This is a genomic window from Sorangium sp. KYC3313, from assembly GCF_052075895.1.
Classification (GTDB): domain Bacteria; phylum Myxococcota_A; class Polyangia; order Polyangiales; family Polyangiaceae; genus Sorangium; species Sorangium cellulosum_B.
The window spans coordinates 3,707,078-3,731,122 of record NZ_CP197255.1 but is presented as its reverse complement, the minus strand read 5'-3'; the positions used below and the strand labels follow the sequence as shown (position 1 = coordinate 3,731,122).

The 24,045-nt window shown below is 70.4% G+C and carries 17 protein-coding genes; 8 read left to right on the top strand and 9 right to left on the bottom strand.

Annotation, left to right across the window (positions count from 1 at the left end; translation table 11 throughout):
• Positions 1 to 189: 189 nt before the first annotated feature.
• Positions 190 to 1,047 (top strand): CvfB family protein, encoded by an 858-nt coding sequence (locus ACSRUE_RS14535; protein ID WP_441291507.1) that lies wholly within the window; start codon positions 190 to 192, stop codon positions 1,045 to 1,047.
• Positions 1,048 to 1,109: 62 nt separating this feature from the next.
• Here ACSRUE_RS14535 and ACSRUE_RS14530 read toward each other — a convergent pair whose 3' ends face one another.
• Positions 1,110 to 1,577, bottom strand: a complete 468-nt coding sequence (locus ACSRUE_RS14530; RefSeq protein WP_437764754.1) for a Dps family protein — start codon at positions 1,575 to 1,577, stop codon at positions 1,110 to 1,112.
• Between the two features lie 25 nt (positions 1,578 to 1,602).
• On the bottom strand, positions 1,603 to 2,199 hold the full coding sequence (locus ACSRUE_RS14525) for a YqgE/AlgH family protein (protein WP_437764753.1): 597 nt from the start codon (positions 2,197 to 2,199) through the stop codon (positions 1,603 to 1,605).
• 162 nt (positions 2,200 to 2,361) lie between these two features.
• On the opposite strand from ACSRUE_RS14525, the gene ACSRUE_RS14520 reads away from it, so the two are divergent.
• From ACSRUE_RS14520 to ACSRUE_RS14510, 3 genes are read left to right on the top strand one after another with little or no spacing between them, the layout of a single operon-like run.
• Positions 2,362 to 2,772 carry a 6-pyruvoyl trahydropterin synthase family protein gene (locus ACSRUE_RS14520; protein ID WP_012239418.1) on the top strand — a complete coding sequence of 137 codons (411 nt, stop codon included), beginning with the start codon at positions 2,362 to 2,364 and terminating at the stop codon, positions 2,770 to 2,772.
• A gap of 55 nt (positions 2,773 to 2,827) precedes the next feature.
• Entirely contained in the window at positions 2,828 to 4,324 is a 1,497-nt protein-coding gene (locus ACSRUE_RS14515) for a DEAD/DEAH box helicase (RefSeq protein ID WP_441291506.1), read from the top strand.
• Positions 4,311 to 5,531 carry a DUF790 family protein gene (locus tag ACSRUE_RS14510; RefSeq protein ID WP_441291505.1) on the top strand — a complete coding sequence of 407 codons (1,221 nt, stop codon included), beginning with the start codon at positions 4,311 to 4,313 and terminating at the stop codon, positions 5,529 to 5,531. Before ACSRUE_RS14515 ends, ACSRUE_RS14510 begins: the two co-directional genes overlap by 14 nt.
• A 43-nt stretch (positions 5,532 to 5,574) precedes the next feature.
• Here ACSRUE_RS14510 and ACSRUE_RS14505 read toward each other — a convergent pair whose 3' ends face one another.
• Positions 5,575 to 6,621 carry a PHP domain-containing protein gene (locus ACSRUE_RS14505; RefSeq protein WP_441291504.1) on the bottom strand — a complete coding sequence of 349 codons (1,047 nt, stop codon included), beginning with the start codon at positions 6,619 to 6,621 and terminating at the stop codon, positions 5,575 to 5,577.
• Positions 6,622 to 6,819: 198 nt separating this feature from the next.
• On the opposite strand from ACSRUE_RS14505, the gene ACSRUE_RS14500 reads away from it, so the two are divergent.
• Entirely contained in the window at positions 6,820 to 7,929 is a 1,110-nt protein-coding gene (locus tag ACSRUE_RS14500) for a hypothetical protein (protein WP_441291503.1), read from the top strand.
• Between the two features lie 20 nt (positions 7,930 to 7,949).
• On the opposite strand, the gene corA is transcribed toward ACSRUE_RS14500, so the two are convergent.
• On the bottom strand, positions 7,950 to 9,155 hold the full coding sequence (gene corA, locus ACSRUE_RS14495) for a magnesium/cobalt transporter CorA (protein ID WP_441291502.1): 1,206 nt from the start codon (positions 9,153 to 9,155) through the stop codon (positions 7,950 to 7,952).
• A gap of 279 nt (positions 9,156 to 9,434) precedes the next feature.
• Between corA and ACSRUE_RS14490 the strand changes: the two genes are divergently transcribed.
• The gene (locus ACSRUE_RS14490; protein WP_441291501.1) at positions 9,435 to 10,766 is read left to right on the top strand and encodes a hypothetical protein; all 1,332 of its coding nucleotides are present in this window, start codon (positions 9,435 to 9,437) and stop codon (positions 10,764 to 10,766) included.
• Positions 10,767 to 10,805: 39 nt separating this feature from the next.
• Here the strand turns inward: ACSRUE_RS14490 and ACSRUE_RS14485 are convergent, their stop codons facing one another.
• Positions 10,806 to 11,225, bottom strand: a complete 420-nt coding sequence (locus ACSRUE_RS14485; RefSeq protein WP_437764744.1) for a GFA family protein — start codon at positions 11,223 to 11,225, stop codon at positions 10,806 to 10,808.
• A 109-nt stretch (positions 11,226 to 11,334) separates the two neighbouring features.
• Between ACSRUE_RS14485 and ACSRUE_RS14480 the strand changes: the two genes are divergently transcribed.
• Both ACSRUE_RS14480 and ACSRUE_RS14475 read left to right on the top strand, forming a co-directional pair.
• On the top strand, positions 11,335 to 11,757 hold the full coding sequence (locus ACSRUE_RS14480) for a hypothetical protein (RefSeq protein ID WP_441291500.1): 423 nt from the start codon (positions 11,335 to 11,337) through the stop codon (positions 11,755 to 11,757).
• Positions 11,754 to 11,969 carry a hypothetical protein gene (locus tag ACSRUE_RS14475; RefSeq protein WP_441291499.1) on the top strand — a complete coding sequence of 72 codons (216 nt, stop codon included), beginning with the start codon at positions 11,754 to 11,756 and terminating at the stop codon, positions 11,967 to 11,969. The genes ACSRUE_RS14480 and ACSRUE_RS14475 overlap by 4 nt, the downstream gene beginning before the upstream one ends.
• 45 nt (positions 11,970 to 12,014) lie before the next feature.
• Here the strand turns inward: ACSRUE_RS14475 and ACSRUE_RS14470 are convergent, their stop codons facing one another.
• The 4 genes from ACSRUE_RS14470 to ACSRUE_RS14455 form a co-directional block, all read right to left on the bottom strand.
• The gene (locus ACSRUE_RS14470) at positions 12,015 to 12,701 is read right to left on the bottom strand and encodes a pentapeptide repeat-containing protein (RefSeq protein ID WP_441291498.1); all 687 of its coding nucleotides are present in this window, start codon (positions 12,699 to 12,701) and stop codon (positions 12,015 to 12,017) included.
• Between the two features lie 167 nt (positions 12,702 to 12,868).
• Positions 12,869 to 15,097: an NADP-dependent isocitrate dehydrogenase gene (locus ACSRUE_RS14465; protein ID WP_441291497.1), complete on the bottom strand. Its 2,229-nt coding sequence runs from the start codon at positions 15,095 to 15,097 to the stop codon at positions 12,869 to 12,871.
• Between the two features lie 806 nt (positions 15,098 to 15,903).
• Positions 15,904 to 18,048 (bottom strand): response regulator, encoded by a 2,145-nt coding sequence (locus ACSRUE_RS14460; RefSeq protein WP_441291496.1) that lies wholly within the window; start codon positions 18,046 to 18,048, stop codon positions 15,904 to 15,906.
• A complete protein-coding gene (locus tag ACSRUE_RS14455; RefSeq protein WP_441291495.1) occupies positions 18,045 to 24,014 on the bottom strand; it encodes an AAA family ATPase in 5,970 nt (1,989 codons plus the stop codon). The genes ACSRUE_RS14460 and ACSRUE_RS14455 overlap by 4 nt, the downstream gene beginning before the upstream one ends.
• Positions 24,015 to 24,045: the final 31 nt, after the last annotated feature.

Below are 24,045 nucleotides of genomic sequence, written 5' to 3'. Positions count from 1 at the left end.
AAGCGCGCCAAGAGGCGTTCCACCTCCTGGCGTTCCGGCGCCTCGGCAGCTCACCATTCGGCGTCTTTCAGGCAGTTTCAACTGATTTGTGGGATCGGGAGGCCATCGCGCCGAAAGAGGGCGCCGAAAGAGGCGCGACCGACCGACCGCGCGCCCCCGCCCCCCTGCCCTGTGCAAGACTGCGCGCCGATGCCGTACGACCATCTCCTCGGGCGCGTGGTGACCCTGCCGGTGCGGCGGTTCGGCCCGCCGGGCGCCTTCCTCTCGGCCGATCCGGACGACCTTCGCCCGGACGCGCCGGTGCTCCTCTTGCCGCGCAGCGAGGTGCCCGAGGGCGCCAGGGAGGGCGACGCGCTCGAGGTCTTCGTGTACCTCGACTCGGAGGATCGCCCCATCGCCACCACGCGCCGGCCGAAGGTCACGCTGGGCGAGGTCGCCTTCCTGGCGGTCACCGACGTCGCGCCCTTCGGCGCCTTCGTCGACTGGGGCCTGCCCAAGGAGCTGCTCGTCCCCTGCGCGGAGCAGACCCGCGACCCGCTGGTCGGCCAGCGGCACCCCGTGGGGCTGCTCGTGGACAGGACCGGCCGCCTCGCGGGGACGATGCGCGTGAGCGAGATGCTGCGCGACCAGGGCGAGTTCGATCTCGACGAGTGGGTCGAGGGGGAGGCGTGGCGCAACGAGCCGGGGATCGGCCTCTTCGTCATCGTCGAGCGCAGGTTCGTCGGCCTGCTCCCCGCCGACGAGCCGCACGCGCTCTCCCGCGGCCAGGCGGCGCGGTTCCGCGTGGCGAGCGTGCTGCAAGACGGGAGGATCGAGCTCTCGCTCCGCGGTCACGCGCACGAGGAGGTCGAGAGCGACGCGCAGAAGATCCTCGCGCGGCTCTCGCGCCCGGGCGCGCCGAAGGTCGGGGATCGCTCGAGCCCGGAGGAGATCCGGGCGCTCTTCGGCCTGAGCAAGAAGGCGTTCAAGCGGGCCGTCGGCCGCCTGCTGAAGGAGCGCGCCGTGGCGATCGACGGCGAGGGGTTCCTCGTCAAGAGCGCGCGCTGAGCCGGGCGGGAACGGGCGGGAACGGGCGGAACGGGCGGAACGATATGCGGCGCCCCGCGGCGCTACTCGAGCAGGCTGCGCAGCATCCAGGCGGTCTTCTCGTGGACCTGCAGGCGCTGGGTGATCAGATCGCAGGTGGGCTGATCGTTGGCGCTCTCGGCCACGGGGAAGAGCTCACGCGCCGTGCGCGCGACCGTCTCGTGGCCCTCGACGAGGCGCTTGATCATGTCCGTGGCCTTGGGGACGCCGTCGTCCTCCTTGATGGTCGCGAGGGCGACGAACTGCTTGTAGGTCCCCGGCGCGGGGAGGCCGAGGGCCCGGATGCGCTCGGCGACCAGGTCCACGGCGAGCGCCAGCTCGTTGTACTGCTGTTCGAACATGAGGTGGAGCGTCTGGAACATGGGTCCCGTGACGTTCCAGTGGAAGTTGTGGGTCTTCAAATAGAGTGTGTAGGTGTCCGCGAGGACGCGTCCCAGCCCCGCGCCGATCAGCTCGCGGTTCTTGGCGTCGATTCCGATATTGATCTCCATAGGACTCCTCTCGTGTCGTGTGCTCTCAGGCTTCTCCGATGCTCCGCATCGACATCACATCGATCGGGCGCAGGCCGAGCAGCGCATAGGCCTGCTCCCAGCGCTCGGCCGCCTCCACGTCGAACAGGATCCGCTCGTCGAGGGACACGGGCAGCCACGCGCCGGCGGCGATCTCTCGCTCGAGCTGGCCGGGCCCCCAGCCGCTGTAGCCGAGGAGCACCGTCCTGCGCCGCGGGTCGGCGGCGGCCGTGCCGCGCACCGCGTCGGCCGCGAGCGTGTCGAACGCGCTCCGGGACGACGTGACACGCACCCGGGAGCCCACCGGGATCACGCCCGTCTCCTCGGCCCCGAGCGCCGGATCGAGGCACAGGATCCACCCCGAGCTCGGCTGGACCGGCCCGCCGAGGTAAACCGGCGCCGGATCCTTCAGGTCGTTGCCATAACCCGCGAACGACAGGAGCTCCCCCAGCGTCATCGGCGCCGGCCTGTTCACCACGAACCCCAGCGCCCCACCCTCGCTGTGCACCGCGAGGAGCACGACCGTCCGGTCGAAGTTCGGATCGCCGAGCGGCGGCGACGCGATGAGGAACCCTGGGGCCAGCACGCTCGCTTCGCTGTTCATCGGCGATCCTCCCTCGCAACGGTCAACCGGTCACTGCGTCCCGCACGAACCCGTCCGCCGCGGCGGGGGCCGGACGGGGAATCGCCCCCACCTTACTCCGGTGTGCCGTGACAGGCGATTGGGATCTCCCTCCTGCGCCGGCGCGGCGGGTATAGTGGAGCCATGTACACCGTCGGCGTCCGCGATCACATCATGGTGGCCCACAGCCTCAAGGGCGTGCAGTTCGGCCCTGCGCAGCGCCTGCACGGCGCGACGTACACGGTCAGCGTGGAGGTGGAGCGCGAGGAGCTCTCGCCCCTCGGCCAGGTGGTCGAGACGAGCGCGCTGCGGGATAGCCTGCGCGCCGTGCTCGCCGAGATCGACTACCGGAACCTCGACGAGCACCCCGCGTTCGAGGGCAAGCGCTCGACGCCGGAGCTCATCGCGCGCTACATCCACCGCGAGCTCGGCCGCAAGCTCCCGGTGAGCGCCGGCAGCGCCCTCACGATCACGCTGAACGAGTCCCCCCTCGTCTGGGTGCGCTACCGCGCGCCGCTCCGGGGCGCCTCGGTCATGCCGACCGAGCTCGCCTGATCGCCGGCCGTCTCCGCTTGGCACGCGGCCCTGCCCGCGGCAAAAGAGCGCGCCGATGACCGAGCCGGTCCGCACAGCGCCGATCGTCCTGGGCTTCCAGGGCGGCACCCTCCGCATCGAAGGCCTCGCCCCGCGCCCGCCGCTCGCGGCGACGCCCGCGCTCGACAGCAGCGCGCTGCCATCGAACGCAGACGAGCGCGCGGGCGAGCCCGACGGCGGCGACACGGGCGAGCCCGCCGAGGGCGCGCCGCTCGACCCCGCGTGCCTGCCCGCGTCCTGCCGCTGGGACGCGCGGGAGCGCGTCTACCGCGTGCCGGCCATCGACTACGCCGAGCTCGTCCTGAGGCTCCGCGCCCGCGGCGTCCCGTTCACCGACGCCGCCCGCAAGTACGAGGCGCTCCCGCTCGCGCCGCTCGCCAAGCACGACCCGTTCCCCTACCAGCGCGAGGCGCTCGACGCCTGGGCCGGGCGGCGCAGCCGGGGCGTTGTCGTGCTCCCGACGGGCGCGGGCAAGACGTTCGTCGCGACGCTCGCGATCGCCGCGCGGCAGCGCAGCACGCTCGTGGTCGTCCCCACCCTGGATCTCCTGAACCAGTGGTACGACGGGCTCTCCGCCGCGTTCGGCGTCCCGATCGGCCTGCTCGGCGGCGGTTACCACGACGTCCTCGACCTGACGGTGACCACCTACGACTCCGCGCACGCCCACATGGACCGGCTCGGCTCCCGCTTCGGCCTCGTGATCTTCGACGAGTGCCACCACCTGCCGAGCCCGTCGTACGCGCTCGCCGCGAAGATGTGCCTCGCGCCCTTCCGCCTCGGCCTCACCGCCACGCCCGAGCGCGCCGACGGCCGGGGCTACGACGACCTCATCGGCCCGATCGTCTTCCGCCGGGAGATCACCGAGCTCTCCGGGCAGTACCTCGCGGCCTACGACGTCGTCCGGCTCGAGGTGCCGCTCTCGGACGACGAGCGCGCCGCGTACGAGGCGGCGCGCGCCGTGTACATCGGCTTTCTGCGCGCGAACGGCATCCGCATGCCCGAGGGGTGGGGCCAGTTCATCCTGCTGAGCTCGCAGTCCGACGCCGGCCGCCGCGCCTTCGAGGCGTACCGCCGCCAGCGCAGCTTCGCCCTGTGCGCGCCCGGCAAGATCGACGTCCTCGCGCGGCTGCTCCACGCCCACCGCGCCGATCGCACCCTGGTCTTCACCGAGGACAACGCCACGGTCTACCAGATCTCGCGGCAGTTCCTGCTGCCGGCCATCACCCACCAGACCAAGGTGAAGGAGCGCAGCGCCATCCTCGACGCCTTCAACCGCGGCGCGCTGTCCGCGGTGGTCACCTCGAAGGTGCTGAACGAGGGGGTCAACGTGCCCGAGGCCAACGTGGCGATCGTCCTGTCGGGCAGCGGCTCGGTGCGGGAGCACGTCCAGCGGCTCGGCCGCATCCTGCGCCGGAGCGAGAACAAGACGGCGATACTCTACGAGCTCGTGGCCCTCGGCACGAGCGAGCAGCGGGTGAGCGACAAGCGCCGGGAGCACATTGCTTACCAGTGACCTCGTCCGCGTCCGCCGCCGGGGCGGGATGGTCGTGCCGCAGTACCTCCGCGGGGCGGCCGCCGAGCGCCTGCTGCCGGTCGCGCGGGCGTACCTCGACATCCTCTCGCAGCGCGTCGGCGAGCGCCGCGACGAGGTCGAGGCCGCGCTCGACGCCATCGAGGTGCCCGCGCGCGATCGCGTGGCCTCGCTCGGCCTGAGGAAGGTGCTCGAGGACGGCTGCGAGTACGAGGTGCAGGAGGGCGTCGATCCCGAGGCGCTCCGGCGCGAGCTGTTCCACGCGGCGGCGGCGGCGCACCGCGCCCTCGACGTCCGCGCCCGCTTCGACCGGGCCGCCGTGCTCGACGAGGTGGCCGCCCGGCTCGGCACGACGCCCGCCGCGATCGAGGCGGGCCTCTACGCCGACCTGCGCGGCGCCGAGATCCTCCGGCGCGCGGCCGCGGACGCGCCCGAGATCGTGCTGGATCGGTACAACCTGGCGCTGGCGCAGTCGATCCTCCTCCGGGCGACGCAGGTGACGATCCGCGTCGAGGGGGAGAGCGCCCAGCGCTACCGGCGGATCTTCCGGGCGGCGCGCTTCCACGGGCTCATCCACGTGGTCCAGGGCGATCCGGTCTCCGGCTACACGATCGCGCTCGACGGCCCGTTCAGCCTGTTCGACGCGGTGCAGCGGTATGGCTTGCGGCTCGCGATGTTCCTGCCGTCGGTGCTCTCGTGCGCCTCGTTCCGGCTGCGCGCCGACCTGCGCTGGGGGCGCGACAAGGAGCCGCTCGCGGTCGAGATCGGCCCGGCGGACGGCCTCCTGTACCACGGGCGAGAGCTCGCGGAGACGACGCCCGAGCTGGACGCGTTCTGCGAGGGGTTCAGGAAGCTCGGGTCGCCCTGGACCGTGTCGCCGAACGAGCGGCTGTTCGCGCTGCCCGGAGAGGTGGTGTGCGTCCCTGATCTGGTGTTCCTGAACGCGGAGACCGGGGAGGAGGTGTACCTCGAGGCGTTCGGGTTCTGGAGCCGAGACGCGGTGTGGCGGCGTGTCGAGCTGATCCGGAAGGGGTTTCCGGCGAGGATCCTGCTCGCGGTCGGCAAGCAGCTCCGCGTGAGCGAGGAGGTGCTGGGCGACGACGAAGCCGGGGAGATCTATGTCTACCGCGCGACGATGTCGCCGCGGGCGGTGCTGGCGCGGCTGGACGGGAAGCGCGGGGGGGCGTGAGCCGCCGCGGAGGGCAATCTGGCGTCCGCGACGCCCGCGGCGCTCACGGCTCCACGGTCGCGTACGCCGGCGTCCACGCCCGCTTCCCGTCCGGCCGCGTGATCCGCGCCCGCACGTACCGCTCCCCGCCGCGGAGCCGGTACGTCGCCCGCCCCTCCGCGGGCTGCTGCCGCTCCAGCACGCGCCCGCCGCGCCCGACGAACTCGACGACCGCGCCCGCCGCCACCGGCCAGACCGAGAACGCGTCCCCGGCGAGCGCGATCCTCCGCAGCCTCGCCCCGGACGACGCGTAGAGCCGTCCCCTGGCGAGCGCGCTGCAGATCGCGACGCGCGACGCCTCCCGCGAGAACACCTCGATGAACCCGCGGCCGGGCCCCGCGGGCGGCGCGCCCGACCCGGCCGTGAGCTGGTGCAGATCGTCCACCGCGACGCCGACGATCCCCCCTCCCGCGGCGCCGCGCACCGTCAGCACCGCATCCCATAGCGCCTCGTGCGACAGGCGCGTCGCGTCGCCGTCCGTGTACACGTACGGGTGCCCGCTGTGGATCTCGAGGAGCTCCGCCGCAGGCGCCGCCAGGAGGTCGCCGGCGGATAACGACCAGTCGAAATTCGGATGGTTGATGAGCGCCACACCCCCCTCCGCCCACACACGCCCGATCGCCCACTTCAGCGCCTCCCCCTTGGTCAGGAAGGCGCCCCCGCCGATCGTCGCCCGCGTGCAGAGCGCGTTTACGTGCACGGCCTTCCCCTCGGCCCACATCGTGACCTCCTCGCCGGGGATCACGGCGAATTTCGACGCCGACGAGGGATCCTGGAACATCGCAGGATCGACGCGCTGGTTGTGGTCTGTCAGCGCCACGAAGGAATACCCGTTCTCGCGGTACCAGCGGACGACGTCGCGCGGCTCGCTGTCCCCATCGCTCAGGGACGTGTGTGTGTGGATGTTCCCGCGCTGGAACACCTGCACGTCGAGCGCCTTCTCGAAGCGCGGGCGGCCCGGCCCGTGCCCTCCGGGAGCAGAGCCCGAATCGGACGAGGCGCGCTCCGCCCTGCCGGCAAGCGCGAGGAGCGCCACTGCGCCGATGAACACGAGAGCACTCCGGCGTCCGCGCATGTTCATTACAATGACATGGAGAGTGTACAGAACGCCAGGGCCGTGACCAATTCGCAGAGAGCGCGCCCTACCTCCGCCGCCGCGCGTCACCCCTCCCGCGCTCCGGCGCGCGCCCTCCTCCTCTTCAATTTTTAAAACCCCCGGTCCACCGGCGTCCGGCGGCATACTGCTCCCGTGACACCCCCCCTCCTCGCGCTCGTCATGATCGTCAAGGACGAGGCCCCCTCCATCCGCGAGACCCTCGCCTCGGCCAGGCCCCACGTCGACCGGTTCACCCTCCTCGACACCGGCTCCACCGACGGCACACAGGCCCTCGCGCGCTCCGCCATGGCGGGCGTCCCCGGCGATCTCGTCGAGGAGCCCTTCGTCGACTTCGGCGCGACGCGCAGCCGCGCCCTCGACCTCGCGGGCGACGCGGCCGTGTTCACCCTCATGCTGAGCGGCGACGAGCGCCTCGTCGCCGGCGACGCGCTCCGTCGCTTCTGCGAGGAGCGCCGCGACGCGTCGGGCCCGGGGCACGGCGCCTACCATGTCCGCGTGCGCTACGGCGATTCCGTCTACGACTCCGCCCGGCTCGCCCGCGCCTCGGCCGGGTGGCGCTACGTCGGCGCCACCCACGAGGTGCTCTCCAAGGAGGGCGAGCCGCCCCCCTCGATCCGCGTCCCCGACGCCCACATCGTCCACGACCTCTCTCGCCGCGACGCCGCCGCCCAGAGCCGGAGGTGGCAGCGCGACCTGGAGCTGCTCTCCGCCGCGCTGGCCCGATCCCCCCGCGACGGCCGCGCCGCGTTCTACCTCGCGCAGACGCTGGAGTGCCTCGGCCGGCACGCGGAGGCGTTCGAGGCCTACGAGCGGCGCGCCGCGCTCGGCGGCTGGCAGGAGGAGGTCTACGAGTCGCTGTTCCGCATGGCGCGCACCGCCGCCGCGCTGGGGCGCCCCTGGCCCGAGGTGCAGCAGCGCTACCTCGACGCCCACGCCCACAGCCCGCACCGCGCCGAGCCGCTCTTCGCCGTCGCCTGGCACTGGTACGGACAGCGGTGCTGGCCGCTCACCTACCTCTTCGCCTCCCGCGGCGCCGCCCTCCCCTTCCCCGCCCAGGCCACCCTCTTCGTGGACGCCGAGGTCTACGAGCACAAGCTGCTCGACCTCGTCGCCACGAGCGCGTTCCACGTCGGCGAGCTCGCCGCCGGCGAGGCGGCGCTGCGCAAGGCCCTCGCGCGCCGCCCCGGCGATCCGCGCCTGCTCGGGAACCTCGCGTTCTACGCGCCCGCGAAGAAGCGCTGACGCCCCGCGCTCGTTGACGCTCAGGCGCCGTCGTCGTCCTTCCTGATCCAGCCCTTGCGGCGATAGTACGTGAGCAGCCCGACGACGCTCGCCAGCATCAGGCACCATACGAGCGGATAGCCGTAATACCAGTCGAGCTCCGGCATGTTGAACGGCGAGCTCTCGTGGTGGAAGTTCATCCCGTAGATGCCCGCAATGGCGGTGACCGGGAGGAAGATCGTCGAGATGATCGTGAGCACCTTCATGATCTCGTTCATCCGGTTTGACATCCCGGAGAGGTGGAGATCCATGAGGCCCGAGCTGAGCTCACGGTAGGTCTCGACCATGTCCATCAGCTGCACCGCGTGATCGTACGTGTCGCGCAGGTAGAGCCGCGTGTCCTTGGCGATGATCGGGTTGTCCTCGCGGAGCAGCGCGTTGACGAGATCGCGCTGCGGCCAGATGGCGCGCCGGAGCGTGAGCAGATCCCGCTTCAGATCGTGGATCGGCTTCGACATCCGGCGCTTCGCGTCGATCACCTCGACCTCCAGGTCCTCGATGTGCTCGCCGAGCCGCTCGAGCACCGGGAAGAAGCCGTCGACGACCGCGTCGAGCAATGCGTACGCCAGGTAATCGGCGCCCCGCTCCCGGATCGAGCCCCGGCCGGTGCGGATGCGCTCCCGCACGGCCTCCATGACGTCCCAGTCGGCCTCTTCCTGCACCGTCAGGACGAAGCTCTTGCCGACAAGGATGGCCAGCTGCTCGGTGTGCAGCACGCAGCGCTCGTCGACCTGCGCCATCCGCGCGATGATGAGGACGTGCTCGCCCCCGTAGACGTCCGCCTTCGGCCGCTGGGGCACGTTGACCATGTCCTCCAGCGCGAGCGGGTGGACACGGAAGATCTCGCCCAGCCGCTCGAAGGTCCCCTTGTGCCCGAGCCCCCGGACATCGACCCACGTGATGGAGGGCCGGTCGTCCGTGAGGTAGGGAATGCACTCATCGACGCTCTGGATCTCCTTCTCGGACACGACCTCGGCGTCGTAGTCGATGACGAAGATCTTCGGCCGCTGCGTCTCCTCGATGACGAGCGTCCCGGGCGGCGACGCCGGCGGCGGCTCGTGCACGAGCCGGGCGCGCCTGGGCCGCATCGTCGTCCGGTCGGGGTCGGCCCTCTCCTGGACCCAGGAGGCGCGCGGCTGCGGCGCGCTGCTGCGCCGCGACTCGGGGGGTAGGGTGGTGCTCGTCACGGGGGCGTGATGGTAGACCAAGATCCCGTGGCATCGAGCGCGGGATGACGCGGGATGACACGCGAGAACGAGCGCGCTCTCCCGCTCGCTCCGCGGCGCCGGGTGGCGTATGCTGATCGGGCCGCGGAGGGGAGTTGCTGGTCGGGCCGCGGCGGGGAACGGGCGCTCGCAGGGCCGCCTCTTCCTCCCTGTTCCCTCCCTGTTCCTGCTGGCCGGGGGAGCGCGACGCGCGCCGGCCTGCGCCTCGCGCCGCCGCGCGCCCTGCCCTTCCGGATGCCCATGGGAACGACCCTCGACATCGCGATCGGCCTCGTCAGCGTCTTCTTCCTGCTCAGCGTCCTCTGCTCGGCCATCCACGAGGCGCTCGCCGGCGTGCTCCGGCTGCGCGCGCTCAACCTGGCGCAGAGCATCGAGATCATGCTGGCCGATAGAGAGCTCGACGCGCACGTGAAGCAGTCGCCCGGCGCCGCCGATACCACCGCCCCCAAGGGCTCTCCGCTGGAGCAGATCATGAAGCGCGTGGCGCGGGGAGCTGTCGAGTTCGTGCGCACCCGGGTGATGCCGGGACCGCTCCCGAGCCCGCTCGCGGCGAAGCTCCGCGAGCACCCGCTGATCAAGGATCTCAAGTACGGCTGGGTAGGGCCGTCCTACATCCCGTCGCACGCGTTCGTGGCCGCGCTCATCGACACCCTGCGGCACGTCCCCTGGCCCGACGGCGCCGCGGCGCTGCCCCCGCAGGCCAGCGCTCCACCTACGCAGGCCGGCGCCGGCGCCGCGCCTGCGCCGGCGGGCGACGCCGCTTCCGCGCCCCTGCAGCAGGCGAGCGACGGCGTCCCTCCGCCGCAGGCGAGCGCCGCCGCGCCTGCGCCGGGCGAGCTCGCGGCGGTGCCGGGCCGCGACGAGGACCCGCTCGACGAGCTGAAGCGGATCCTCCGGAGCATGCCGCCGAAGAGCGATCTCCGGCGCGCCCTCACCACGATCGTCGACTCCACGGTCAAGGACATGCGGGAGGCCAACATCCGGCTGGAGCGCTGGTTCAATGACGCCATGGACCGGGCCGCCGGCCGGTACAAGCGCCGCGCGCAGCTGATCATCACCGCGACGGCGCTCGTGCTCTGCGTCGGGTTCAACGCCGACAGCATCCGCCTCGCGGGCGCCCTCTCGCGCGACGCGGTGGTGCGCGCCCGGCTGATCGCGGCGGCGCAGGAGATCGCGAAGTCGCCGCCCCGCGCCGCGCCCCAGGCCGGCGGCGTCGACCAGAACGAGGACATCATGGCCGCGATCGCCGAGGCAAGCGCCGCTCGCTCGCGGATCACCGGGCTCGACGTCGAGATCACCTGGGGCGTGAAGGCCCCCGAGCACACGAGCGTCCCGAAGCTCTGGAACGCGATCGCGGCGGTCCTCGGCCAGGGCATCGTCGGCTGGCTCCGCGGGGTGCTCGACAGGCTCCTGACCCCCGGCATCCTCATCACCGCGGCCGCCGCCTCCCTCGGCGCGCCGTTCTGGTTCGATCTGCTCAACAAGCTCGTGAACCTCAGGACCGTCGGCAAGAGCCCCGAGCCTTACGAGCCCCCCAAGGGCGCCGGGCCGGACAGCAGCGTGACCCGCTGACCCTGCACGACGATCAAGGGGACGACACGCCCGGTCGTCCTACCACGACGCCGGGTACTCGTCGTGGGTTGGAAGCCCTCCGCTGGCGCACCCCCACGGCGCTCTGGATGCCCAGAAGATGTGATCCGTCGGCGAGATGGGCGGCGCCGTATCCAGCGACCCCGCCGGGACGAGCACGATCTTGCCGCCGCGCCTCAGGCGCGGGACGGGACACCCGCAGTGACTGCAAAACCACTTCCCGAAGCTCTTCGCCGTGGGCGGCTCATAGCGTGTGATGGCCTCTTCCCCTGACAGCCATCGGAGCTGGCCGGGATCGACGGCCAGATTCGTGGCGTGGCCCGTGCCCGTGCCTTTGCGACAGCGCGAGCAATGGCAATGGGCCATCAACTGGAACGGCGGGTCGACCTCGAATGTCACCGCCCCGCAAAGACAACCGCCGTGAATGCTGGACTCGCTCATCTGCTCTCTCCAGGCGCCTGACGCCGCGATGGAATGGGATGCTCAGCCTATCCGATCTGGCCGGCGAGGATCGAGCTCGGTTCGCCTGGCGCGCCCGGAACACGACGCCGTGGCCGGCTCGAGCGCACCGGCGGCGGCCGCCGCGGAGACAGCGTCGCCTGCCGCCGCGGAGGCGTCTTCGTCGGCCCCCGCGACCGCGGCGCCCGCCGAGTTGACTCCGCCGTCGACCGCGCCGGCGTCTCCCGGTGCGCCGGCGTCCTTCAAGGACGGCCGGAGCGAGTCGATCGCAGCGGCCGTCGGCCTCGGTTGCGAAGCAAAGAGCCTCGACGGCTGGCTCGAGCTGCTTTGCCGGAAGAAGAACGGGACCGGAGGGCACCCCGTTCGCGCGGTGATCCACGATCCGAGCGCGGAGGCCGCGGCCGAGAAGCCGGGCGAGCCCGCGGCGGCCGACGGCGCTCAGCGACGGACGCCGGCGCGACAGCCGCGCTCGGCCGCGCGTGCGGCAACAAGAAGCCCGCGGCGGTCGTCGTGACCGCCGGCAGCGGCGTGAACGTCGCTCAGACGGCGAAGAACCTCGTCTGCGCGCGCGCGCTGGGAGCCGCGCGGGAGGCGCTCGAGGGCGAGCTCACGGCGAAGCGCGCGGACCTCTGCGGCGGCGCGGCGACCTGCGCGCTGTCGAGCACGTTCGAGGCCTGGCTCGACGCGGCGCTCCCGGCCGAGCTGGGGAGCGCCGCGAAGCCGTGAAGGCTGCTGGTGTTTCGAGGCCGCGGCGCGCGGCGACCCGGGCCGTTATCTGCCGTCCTTCTCCGTGAAGCCGAGCACGTGCATGCCGAACGAGGCCGCGAGGAGGATCGCCGTATCCAGCGGGATGCGGGCGTCCTTCACGTTGTTCTTCGCCGGATCGATGAACAGATCCTGGGAGCGAGGGAACTGCGCGTTTCGAAGGTCGCAGTCCTCGAAGCGCGTCCCCGCGAAGCGGCACTCCTCGAACACGGCCCCGGCGAGGTCCGTCGCGGCGAACACCGACTCGGTGATCGCGCACCGCTCGAAGCGCGTCTTGCGCAGCGCGAGCGAATCCATGATGACATACCGCAAGTCGCAATCCTCGAACGACACGTCGGGGAATTTCGCGATGTTCGTCCAGTCGACGCCCATCAGCTTGCAGGAGTTGAACGCCACGCCGCGCAGCGAGAGCATGGTGAGATCGGCCTTGGTCAAATCGCAGCTCTCGAAGACGCAGTTCTCGAGCCGAGCGCGCGTCCAGCGGCTCTCGCCGAGCTTCGAACGCCGGAACACACAGCCGCAGAAATCTCGGCCGCTCAGGTCCGCTCGTTCCAGAGTGAGCCCATCGAACGTCTCACCGTCGAAGGAGTCCTTCCCCTCGAACGGATCCAGCTTCCCCCGAGCGGGCTCTCCACCGCCGCCAGGGCCGGGCTTGGGCTTGTCTCCGCTGATCGATCGTCCCCGTCCGGCCATTCCCTGCTCCAGTCCACCCAACGATTTCAGACATGGTGTCATCGTCTGGTGGTGGGCGTCAAGGCGCTCACCCGGCGCGTGACTCGGACGTACGGTGGTTGAACGGCCGCGGCCGCCGAGCGCGTCGCCTGTGGGCACGCGCGCGCTCGGCGGGGACCCCGCGCGGCTCAGGAGAAGCCGTCGATGGCCGCGTTCAGCGTGGCGCTGGGCCGCATCGCGGCGAACGTCTTCCGATCGTCGAAGTGGTAGTAGCCGCCGAGGTCGACGGGCTTACCCTGCGCGCCGATCAGCTCGCCGTCGATCTTGGACTCGTTGTCCGTCAGGGTCTGGGCGAGCTTGCCGAACTTGGCCGCCAGCTCCTTGTCCTCGGTCTGCTTGGCGAGGGAGCGCGCCCAGTAGAGCGCCAGGTAGAAGTGGCTGCCGCGGTTGTCGATCTCGCCGACCTTGCGCGCCGGGCTCTTGTTGTTCTCGAGGAACAGGCCGATCGCCGTGTCCAGCGCCTTGGCGAGCACCTTCGCCTTGGCGTTGCCGGTCTTGTTGGCGAGGTCCTCGATCGACACCTGCAGCGCCAGGAACTCACCGAGCGAGTCCCAGCGCAGGTAGTTCTCTTTCTGCAGCTGCTGGACGTGCTTCGGCGCCGAGCCGCCGGCGCCGGTCTCGTACAGGCCGCCGCCGGCCAGCAGCGGGACGATGGAGAGCATCTTGGCGCTGGTACCCAGCTCCAGGATCGGGAACAGGTCCGTCAGGTAGTCGCGCAGCACGTTGCCGGTGACGCTGATGGTGTCCTTGCCCTCCTTCATGCGGCCGAGCGTGAACTTGATCGCCTCCACCGGGCTCATGATCGGGAGCTCCAGGCCCTTGGTGTCGTGCTCGGGCAGGGTTGCCTTGACCTTGGCGATCAGGTTCCTGTCGTGGGCGCGGTTCTCGTCGAGCCAGAACACCGCCGGGGCGCCCGTGGCGCGCGCGCGGGAGACGGCCAGCTTGACCCAGTCCTTGATCGCGATGTCCTTCGTCTGGCAAGCGCGGAAGACGTCGCCGGCCTCGACCTTCTGCTCCAGCAGGGCGTTGCCGGAGGCGTCGACGACGCGCACCGTGCCGCTCTCGGCGATCTTGAACGTCTTGTCGTGCGAGCCGTACTCCTCCGCCGCCTGCGCCATGAGCCCCACGTTCGGCGAGCTGCCCATCGTGCGCGGATCGAACGCCCCATGCTGCTTGTGGAACTCGATCGTGGCCTGGTAGATGCCGGCGTACGAGCGATCGGGGATCGTGAACTTGGCGTCGTAGAGCTTGCCGTCGGTGCCGTACATCTTGCCGCTGGAGCGGATGGCCGCGGGCATCGAGGCGTCGACGATCACGTCCGAGGGCACGTGCAGGTTGGTGATGCCGCGGTCGGAGTCGACCATGGCCAGCGTCGGGCGTTGCTCGTAGACGGCCTTGATGTCCGCCTCGATCGCCGCCTTCTCGTCGGCCGGCAAGCTCTGGATCTTCGTGTACAGGTCGCCGATGCCGTTGTTCGGGTCGAAGCCGACCCTGGCCAGCGTGGCCGCGTGCTTCTCGAGCGCCTCGGCATAAAACACGCTGACGGCGTGCCCGAAGAGGATCGGGTCGCTGACCTTCATCATCGTGGCCTTGAGGTGCAGCGAGAACAGCACTCCCTGCTTCTTCGCGTCCGCCACCTGCTCGGCGTAGAACGCGCGCAGGGCCTTGGCGCTCATCACGCTGGCGTCGACGACCTCGCCCGCCTGCACCTTGACGCTCGGCTTGAGCACGGTCGTCTTGCCGCCGGCGACGAGCTCGATCTTCAGCTCCTGCGCCTTGTCCACCACGACGGACTTCTCGCTGCCGTAGAAGTCGCCGCTCGACATAGGAGCGACGTGGCTCTTCGACTCACGGCTCCACGCGCCCATCGAGTGCGGGTGCTTCTTGGCGTAGTCCTTGACGGCCGGCGAGGCGCGACGATCGCTGTTGCCCTCGCGCAGGACGGGGTTCACGGCGCTGCCGAGCACCTTGGCGTAACGCGCCTTGATCGCCTTCTCCTCCTCTGTCTTCGGCTCGGAGGGATAGTCCGGCACGGCGTAGCCCTGCTGCTGCAGCTCCTTGATGGCGGCCACGAGCTGCGGGATGGAGGCGCTGATGTTGGGTAGCTTGATGATGTTGGCGTTCGGCGTCTTGGCCAGCTCGCCGAGCTCCGCCAGGTGGTCGCCTAGCTTCTGGCTATCCGTCAGCCGCTCGGGGAAGTTGGCGAGGATGCGGCCCGCCAGGGAGATGTCGCGCGTCTCGACTCGAACCCCGGCGGCCTTCGTGAACGCCTCGACGATCGGGAGGAGCGAATAGGTGGCCAAGGCCGGCGCCTCGTCCGTCTTCGTGTAGATGATGGTAGAATTTTGCGTTTCCACTGTTTTCTCGAGGGTTGAACGGGTCGGGATTGTTGGAAAGGTTTCGCCCGGTGCCAAGGGCCCGTCGCACCGGCACAATGCCTGGCACCGAAATTTGCGCAAGCCCCTGGCTCCGGGCCGAGGCGCCGCCGACCCGGCCCGCCGGATGCACGAGCGGTGGGCCGTGGCGGGGCCGCTGCCGGAGCGCGGCGCAGCGCGCGAGACGCGTTGCGTCGACCGGCCGCGGCCACACGTCTCCCCGGCTCGGGATTCATGGCGACGCGACTGCCCCGCGTCGCCTGGATACGCTCTCCCGCGGCGCCATCCAGGCTCACCGTGACCGAAGAGCCGCTGGCGGGGATCTCGAGCGCGGCGCTGCGGCGCGTCGAGAGACGAGCGGTGGGACGTCGGCCACCGGAAGTCGGGCCGGACCATGCGCTCACCGTCGGCCCCACCTGCTTCGCTTGATTCCTGAGCTGTTTCTCTGGATCCAGGCTGCGATGACCTGGTTCTTTGAGATGATTCTCTGGATTCAGGGTGCGATGACCTGATTTTTTGAGATGATTCTCTCGATATAGCCTATATTTAACCAGATGTGAGAGAGAAAACTCTAGATGGAGCCCGCGTCGATCTAGAAATCCAGGCTATTTTTTCTAGATTTAGCCGGCCATTGTCCAGTTTGTCGACCAGGATGTCTCGATGCCCCTGGTCCCCACGCTCCCGTCGCCCCACGCGGCTACAGGGCCGTCGAGCTGGCGCGCGCCGCCCTCGGCGCGCGCCGGGCCCAGCGTGCGCGGTGAACGGATCGGAGCAGGTGGCGTCGATCCTCATCTCGCCATGCCATGGATTCGTCCGGCCAAGGTCGCCACGTGCGCCACCAGATCCGGTGGCTTCACCGGCTTGGCCAGGTGCATCTGGTATCCGGCCATGAGCGCCCGCGCGCGGTCCTCGGCGCGCGCAAATGCCGTCAACGCCAGCGCCGGCACGCTCCCCCCACGCTCTTCCGGCAACTGCCGCACCTTCTGGATCAGCTCATACCCGCCCTCGTGCGGCATACCGATGTCGCTCACCAGGACCATCGGCTGGTCGCGCTCCAGCTCCGCCAGCGCCTCCACGACCGAACCCGCCGTCCGCACCTCCGCCTGGCACTCCGCCAGTATCCGCAGGAGCAGCTCTCGCGTGTCCGGCTCGTCGTCCACCACAAGCACCCGCACCCCCTTCAGGCTCAAGAGCTCCCCGGCGCGGTGCCATGACGGCCGGCGCTGCGGCGTCGGCCGCGGCTCTCCGCCGGCCAGCGTCTCGGCTTGCTTGGCCGAAAGCGGCAGCTTCACCGTGAAGCTCGCCCCCTGATCCCTCCCTGCGCTGGTCGCCTCCACCGTCCCCCCGTGCAGCTCCACCAGGTGCTGCACGATCGAGAGACCCAGACCCAGCCCGCCGTACTCGCGCGTGGTCGAGGCGTCTGCTTGCCGGAATTGCTCGAATACGTACGGCAAGAACTCCGGCGCGATGCCGATCCCCGTGTCGCTCACCACGAGGCGCGCGTACGACCCCTCGCGGCGCAGCGATACCTTCACCTGCCCTCCTTGCCGCGTGAACTTCATCGCGTTGCTGACCAGATTCCACACGATCTGCTGGAGGCGATTCGGGTCCCCCGTGACCTGTTCTCCGGCCGACTCGACGCTGAGCTCCAGGCGGATCCCCTTCGCCTTCGCCGCCGGCTCCGCCGATTCCAGCAGCGTCTCGAGCATCTCGCCCAGATCGACCACCTCCACGTCGAGGCTCAGCCGCCCGCCGATGATGCGCGACATGTCCAGGAGATCGTCGACGAGCTTGGATTGCGCCTGCGCGTTCCGCTCGATCGTCCCGAGCGCCCGGCCCAGGATCTCGTCCGACGGGCCGCGCATGCGGAGCAGCTGCAACCAGCCGAGGATCGCGGTGAGCGGCGTCCGCAGCTCGTGGCTCAAGAGCGCCAGGAACTCGTCCTTCAGCCGCCCCGTACGCTCGAGCTCCGCCCGCGCCGCCCGCTCGCGAGAGAGGAGCGTCTCCCGCTCCGCCTCCGCCCGCTTTCGATCGCTGATGTCCGTGGAGATCCCGCAGACCGCATACACCCTGCCCGACTCGTCGAAGAGCGGGCACTTGATCGCGATGTACGTGTGGAGCCCATCGTCCTGGGGCACGATCTCTTCCATCTCCAGCGGCCCCCCGGCCGCCACCACCTGCCGGTCGAAAGCGCGAAGCGCGTCGGCGCACTCCGCGGGGAACAGGTCATGATCCGTCTTGCCGGCGATCGACCGCGCGGTCACATGAAACAGCTCTTCGTGGCGGCGGTTGACCATCAAATAGCGTCCTTCGAGGTCCTTGACGAAGATGACCGCCGTGGAGTTGTCGATGATGGCCTGAAGCAGGTGCTGGCTCTCGCGCAAAGCAGCCTCCGCGCGCCGGCGCTCGGCGTTCTCCGCCTCGAGGGCGGCGTTCGAGCTCGCCAGCTCGGCCGTGCGCTCTCGCACCCGTTGTTCGAGCTCCTGGTGGGCACGCAGGAGCTGCGCGTTCTTCGCCTCGAGCTCCTTCTGCGCCTCGCGCAAGCTCAGGTGCGTCCTGATCCGCGCGAGCACCTCTTCGATCTCGAACGGTTTGGTGATGTAATCGACGCCCCCCGCCTCGAACCCCACGAGCTTGTCCGCCACTTCTCCGAGGCAGGTCATGAAGATCACCGGGATGTCTCGGGTGCCCTCGGCCGCCTTGAGTCGCCGGCAGGTCTCGAACCCGTCGATCCCAGGCATCACCACGTCCAGCAGGATCAGGTCGGGTTTCATGAGGCTGGCTCGCTTCAGGGCCGCCTCCGCGTCCTCGGCGGCGAGCGCCTGATGCCCCGCGGATTCCAGATGATCCACGAGCAGGGCCAGGTTCGTGGGCATGTCGTCCACGATGAGGATCGTGGCCTCACGAGCGCCGGGCGCGGAGGCTCTGCTCATGATCGCTGACCGTCGGCCACCACCTGGCCTACCGCGGCATGCTCCTCGACGAACTCCTGCAGCTTCCGCATCTGGTACGTCCGCGCCAGGGCCTGGAGCTGCGCGAGCCAGGGGCGGAGCCGCGGCTCATTTTGCTGCATGCGCTCCGCCTCCACCAGCACCTTCCGGATACGGCCCGACGCCACCAGCCGGGACAGCAGCGATAGCTGTTCGGCCGAGGGTGGCACCAGCGCGTCATCCCCCTTCACCACCGTGGGGGCGGCATTCACCGGTTCATGCGTCCATTCCACGCGGAGAAAACGCGCGATCTTCTCGAAGAGCAGGCTGGCATGCACCGGCTTCGGCAAGAAGTCGTCCCAGCCGGCGTGGGCCCCCTTCGGCTGTTCGGCGGCGGCGACGTTCGCCGACGAGGCCAGGATCACCACCCCGTCGAGCTCGGGCATCTGCCGAAGGCGGCGCGTGGTCTCATTGCCGTCCACGCCTGGCATGGCCAGGTCCATCAGGATCAGCGCCGGCCTGTGCTCCAGGGCGAGCCGCAGCGCGGATTCGCCGCCGTCGGCCTCGATGAGGTCGAAGCCGATGGGGACCAGCAGATCGCAGTACAAAGCGCGGTTGCCGGGGTTGTCGTCCACGACGAGGATCTTGCGGCGCTCGCCGCGATACCCGGTGATCGTGGCCCACGCCAGGGCGTCGTCGGCGGCCGCGGAAGAGAGCGCCTCGGCGAGCGTGAGCGTCACGGTGAACGCGCTGCCTTTGCCGAGCTCGCTCTCGACATGGATGGTCCCGCCCAGCTGCTCGATGATCCTCTTGCTGATGGCGAGGCCGAGCCCGGTGCCCTCGCTCTTCGCCCGCTGGTCTCCCACCTGCTCGAAGGGCTCGAAGATGCGCGCGAGGTGCTCCGGGGCGATGCCGGTGCCCGTGTCCTCGATCCGGAAGCGCACGTCGCGCTGCCCATCTCCGCCGTCGTCCAGCACGTCGGCGAGCAGGGTGACCGCGCCGCGCTCGGTGAACTTGATGGCGTTGCCGAGCAGGTTCAAGAGCACCTGCGTCAAGCGCTTCTCGTCCGCGTGCACGGTGGCGAGCGCCGGGCCCCGCACCTCGTGGGTGAAGGCGATGCCCCTCTGTTCGGCGCGCACGCCGCAGAGATCCGCCACGTTGTGCACGAAGGAGGCAAAGTCGAACCTCCGGGGGACGAGCTCCATCTTGCCGGCCTCGATCTTCGCCAGGTCCAGGAGGTCGTTGAGCAACGCCAGCAGGTGCTCGCCCGATTTCTTCACGATCTGCACCCCTTCGCGGCTCTTCGGCGAGAGCTCGGGCGCTCGCAGGAGGAACTGAGCGTACCCCAGAATGCCATTGAGGGGCGTGCGCAGCTCATGGCTCATGCTCGAGAGGAAATCGCTCTTCGCGCGGTTGGCGCGGTCGGCCGCCTCCTTGGCGATCCGCAGCTCCGCCGTCCTCTCCTGGATCTTGACCTCCTGGTCCCGGTACAGCGCGGCGTTCTCGACGGCGATCGCCGCCTGCGAGGCGAGCACCGACAGGAGCTCCACGCGCGCCGGAGGGAACGCCGACGGCACGTCGCGGTGCTCCAAATACAGCACGCCCACCACGTGGCCCCGATGCGTCAAGGGCAGCGCCAGCAGCGAGAGCACCGCGTGCAATGCCAGGTACGGGTCGCCGGCGAAGCGCGGGTCGGACCGCGCGTCGCCCGTCACCACCGGTTCGCCCGTGCGGGCCGCATATTGCACCACCGCCACCGGCACGTCGTGGCTCTGCCCGAGCGGCTCCGACAGGCCCGCCTCGATGCGGGTCCCCTCCACCCATAACAAACGAGCGACGACCGAGAGCGCCTCCCCTTCGCCGAGCACGAGGGCGCCGCGCTGCGCCCCCGCATTCTCCAGCGTGAGCTCCATCAGCCGGCCCACCACGCGCCCCGGGTCGAGCTCGCCCGAGAGCGCCTGCGCCGCGCGCACCGCGGTCTTCACGTCGAAACTCGCGCCCGTGGACCCGCCCGTTGTCGTGGTGGTCGCCGTCACGGTCGTACGGTCGGAGGCCGACTCGTGCATGGACGCCTTGAGCAAGGCGGGATACCTCGCGCCCAGATGGGCGACCACCGCGTCAGCACCCCAGCGCGCGTAGGCGTCGCGCGCCTCGCGCAGGTACATCGCCCCGACATGGCTCTTGCCCGCCTCCAGCCGAGACTCGGCGGCGAGCTGCGCTGCCAGGGCCTCGATGTGCAGGAAGCGGTGCTCGCGGGCCAGCTCGATGGCCTCGTCGTATCTGGCCGCTGCCTCCTCGGGCTTGCCCAGGGCGCGGGCGTATTCCGCCTCGCCGAGGCGCAGCTTGTGGAGGAAATTCGCCTCGCAGCCTTCGGTGAAGTAGCGCAATCGCGCGAGGCTGTGCTCGATGTGCTGCCGCAGCCGCGCCCGTTCCTCGTCCGTGACGGCGTCGGGCCAGCGCTTCGCCGCCGCGAGCGCGAGAAAGAGCGCGATGTCTGTCACCATCGGGATCCCGAGGAGGTCTGCCTGGAATTGCTCCGCCTCCCGCATCCTCGACAGCGCCCGCTCCCACTTGCCGACGGCACAGAACAGATACCCTTCCAGGGTACGAGCGAACCCTCCGGTGTACCTGTCCCCGTCGGCAAGGAGGGAGCGAGAGCCTCGCGGCAACGGCTCCTCCTCCAGGAGGCGCTCGGCGCCGTCAGGAGACATCAAGACCTCGCAAAAGGACGCGACCAGCTCGAAGTGGTGCCGCCCGACGGCGTCCCCTGCGCGCTGCACCAGCTCCCAGCGCGCCTTGTGCTGCGCATCGACCTGGCCGAGCGGCAGGCCGCGCCACAGCCGGTAGTAGAGCAGGTCGCACAGGAGCCCCCAGCTCGTGCCTTGAAACGACCCGATCTTCAGGCCGGCTGCGATGGCTTGCTCATAGACGGGGGACGCTTCATCGATGGGCCTCGAGTGCCCGAGGTAGATCCCCTTGAGCGCGAGGCACTCGGGGAGCATCGCGGAGCCCACGCGCTCTGCGGCGCGCACCCCGGGCGTGAGCCAGCGCATGGTGCGGCGATACATGCCCGTCGCCACCGACCACGCGTTGGCGAAGCTGCAGATCATGAGGGTGGCGGCGGGCGTGAGCGCGTCCCGCCGTATCGCCTCGGACACGATGCGGGCGATGACGAGCGAATACAACATCGGCCGGCCACCGTAGATCGCGCAGAGCTGCGCCTGCGTCATCAGGGCATCGATGAGCCGGTGCTCCAGCGACGGATCGACCTGCATTCGATCAAACCCGTCCGGCGCGCGATCGAGCCATCGATCCAGCGCGGTGGACTCTCGCAGGAGCGCGACCTGGCACGCCTCATCCGTGTCGGGGAACGTGATGCCCTGCTTCGCGAGGGCGGCCATCCCGAGCCCGATTCCCCGCGTGTACTGGCCCGTGGCGACGCAGCACCGCGTGCGGATCTCCTGCGCCGAGAGCCAGGCGACCTCCGGAAGAGGCCTGTCCAGCAGGGCGAGCGCCCGCGCTTCGACGTCGTCGAACTCCCGCAGCAGATAGGCGGCCTCCAGGCGCTCGAGCCCGATCTCCGCCGACAGCGCGCGCTCCTGCTCCCAGGCCCGCTCGCCGAGGAGCGCCTGGGCGCTGTCCAGCAGGTGGGTCATCAACCGGTACGAGCTCGCCGCCTTCGCGGCGCGCGCGGCCTCCAGGTTCAGCCGCGCGAGCTCCTTGCGCTCCTCCACGGACTCGAGCCGCGCCGCGCCCAGGTTCAGGTGCCGCACGAGCTCCAGGAATTGCTGGGCCGTCCCCCCCTCGGCGCGATGACGCGCCTCTAGCCGACGGCCGATCTCGAGGTGCGCGAGCACCCGCTGCTCCGGCGAGATCCGCTCGTAACTCGCCTGCTGCACGCGGTCGTGCAGGAACCGGTAGGCCGCGTCCATCGCCGCCGCGCCGATGGCCCCGAGCGCCTGCGCGGGGCGGTAGGCCCCATCGACCGGCACCACCAGCTCTGCGTCCAGCGCCGGCCATAACGCCCCCGTCACGCGAGCGCGCTCCCACCCGCTGAGCCGCTCCAGGTCGTGCAGGTGGAACCTGTGGCCTGCGCAGGCCGCGAGCCCCAGGAGCTGCTGCGTCGGCTCGGGCATCTCACGCACCTTGTCCGTCAGGAGCGCCACCACGTTATCGGTGACGCCCGCCTTCTCCAGCGACGATTGCTCCCACCGCCACGCCCCGGTCTCCGGGTCCCTCTCCACCTGCTTCTGCCGGTGCAGCGAGAGCAGCAGCTGCTCCAGGAAGAAGGGGTTTCCGCGGGTCTTGCGCGAGAGCACGCGCGCCAGCGGCTCCACCCGCGCGGGCTCGCTCTCCAGCGTCCGCGAGCACCACTTTTGCACCTGCTCTGCCGACAGCGGGCCCACCGTCATCCGCGAGACGTTGGCCTCGCTCTTTTCCACCGCCTCCACGAGCTTCCACAGCGGGTGCTCGGGCGGCGTCTCGTTGTCGCGGTACGCCGCGATCACCAGCAGCCATTTGCGCTCCACGTCCGTCAGCAATGTCTGCAGGATGATCAGCGTGGCGCTGTCGGCCCATTGCATGTCGTCCAGGAACATCACCAGCGGCGGGTTCGGCGCCGTGACGGCTCGCACGAAATTCAGCCACGTCAGCTTCTGCCGGTTGAGCACCTGCTCGCCCTCCACCGGCGGCACCGGCGGCAGCTTGCCCATGACCAGGTCGAGCTCCGGCACCACGTCCGCGATGAGCCGCGCGTTGTCCCCGACCTCGCGCCGGATCCGCTCCTGCCAGGCCTCGAGCACCGCCTCCGGGCTGGAGAGCCACTGGCGCATCAGCGCCCCGAACGCTTGCGCCAGCGCCGCGTAAGGCGTCGACCGCGCGAGCTGATCGTGCTTGCCCGCGATCAGGAGCCCGCGCCCCGCCTGCGCGATGTCCCTGTAGACCGTGCGCACCAGCGCCGTCTTGCCGATGCCCGAGGGGCCGCCGACGAGCAGGAGCTCCGTCATGCCCTGCGCGGCGCGCGCAAAGGACTCGCCCACCCGCTCGACGTCGCGCTCCCGCCCCACGAGCACCTGCGGCAACCGGAGCCTTCGCGAGAAGTCCTTTCTTCCCAGGCCGAACGGCTCGACCGTGCCCCGCTCGTCCCATTGACGGAGGGACTCCTCCAGATCCTCGGCCGCGCCGCGGGCCGTCTGGTAACGCCGCTCGGGATCCTTGGCCAGGAGCTTCGCCACGATGGCTGCCACGGCACTCGGCACCTCCGGGGCGACGGCGTCGAGCGGAGGCGGGTCCTTGGCCAGGTGCGCGTGCACCAGCGAGAGCGGATCGCGCTCCGTGAACGGCAGCCGCCCCGACATCACCTCGAAGAGCGTCACCCCCAGCGAATAGAGGTCGGTGCGCGTATCGAGCGCGCGCGCCGTGCGCCCCGTCTGCTCCGGGGAAATATAGACAAGCGTCCCCTCCAGCGCCTCGGGAATGCTCGCCTCGGTCGCCTCCTGGGACAGCAGCGAGGCGATGCCGAAGTCGAGCAGCGTGACCCTCTCGCACGCCGCGTCCACCAGCACGTTTTGCGGCTTGATGTCCTTGTGCATCACGCCAGCGGCGTGCACCCCCTCGAGCACCCGTGACAGGAGCCGGCCGAGCCGCAGCGCCGCCCCGACCGGCACGCGTGCCTGCTTGGCGAGCAGGCGATCGAGCGACCCGAGGCCGGGATCTTCCAGCACCAGCGCCGCGGTGCCGCCCCGCTGCTCCAGCGCCCGCGCGCGCGCCACCCCGGGCACCTCGGCGAGCTGCATGAGCACCTGGTGCTCGTGGATCAGCCGCCCCATCACGCGCGGACTGGCCACCTCGGCCACCGGGATCTTGATCGCCACGCGCGCCCCCGAGGGGACATGGACCGCGCGCCATACCCGTGTCTCGTTGCCGTCGTAGATTACCTTTTCCAGCGTGTAATCCCGCAGCTCCATCATTGCCCCCCTCGCATCCTTCCAGGGGCGCTGC

Bases quoted from the DNA above. Each gene is read 5' to 3' on its own strand.
- ACSRUE_RS14485 (WP_437764744.1), bottom strand. From the start codon at position 11,225: ATGAGCGAGTCCAGCATTCACGGCGGTTGTCTTTGCGGGGCGGTGACA.
- ACSRUE_RS14455 (WP_441291495.1), bottom strand. From the start codon at position 24,014: ATGATGGAGCTGCGGGATTACACGCTGGAAAAGGTAATCTACGACGGC.
- ACSRUE_RS14515 (WP_441291506.1), top strand. From the start codon at position 2,828: ATGACCGAGCCGGTCCGCACAGCGCCGATCGTCCTGGGCTTCCAGGGC.
- ACSRUE_RS14525 (WP_437764753.1), bottom strand. From the start codon at position 2,199: ATGAACAGCGAAGCGAGCGTGCTGGCCCCAGGGTTCCTCATCGCGTCG.
- ACSRUE_RS14460 (WP_441291496.1), bottom strand. From the start codon at position 18,048: ATGAGCAGAGCCTCCGCGCCCGGCGCTCGTGAGGCCACGATCCTCATC.
- ACSRUE_RS14470 (WP_441291498.1), bottom strand. From the start codon at position 12,701: ATGGCCGGACGGGGACGATCGATCAGCGGAGACAAGCCCAAGCCCGGC.
- ACSRUE_RS14535 (WP_441291507.1), top strand. From the start codon at position 190: ATGCCGTACGACCATCTCCTCGGGCGCGTGGTGACCCTGCCGGTGCGG.
- ACSRUE_RS14490 (WP_441291501.1), top strand. From the start codon at position 9,435: ATGGGAACGACCCTCGACATCGCGATCGGCCTCGTCAGCGTCTTCTTC.
- ACSRUE_RS14520 (WP_012239418.1), top strand. From the start codon at position 2,362: ATGTACACCGTCGGCGTCCGCGATCACATCATGGTGGCCCACAGCCTC.
- ACSRUE_RS14530 (WP_437764754.1), bottom strand. From the start codon at position 1,577: ATGGAGATCAATATCGGAATCGACGCCAAGAACCGCGAGCTGATCGGC.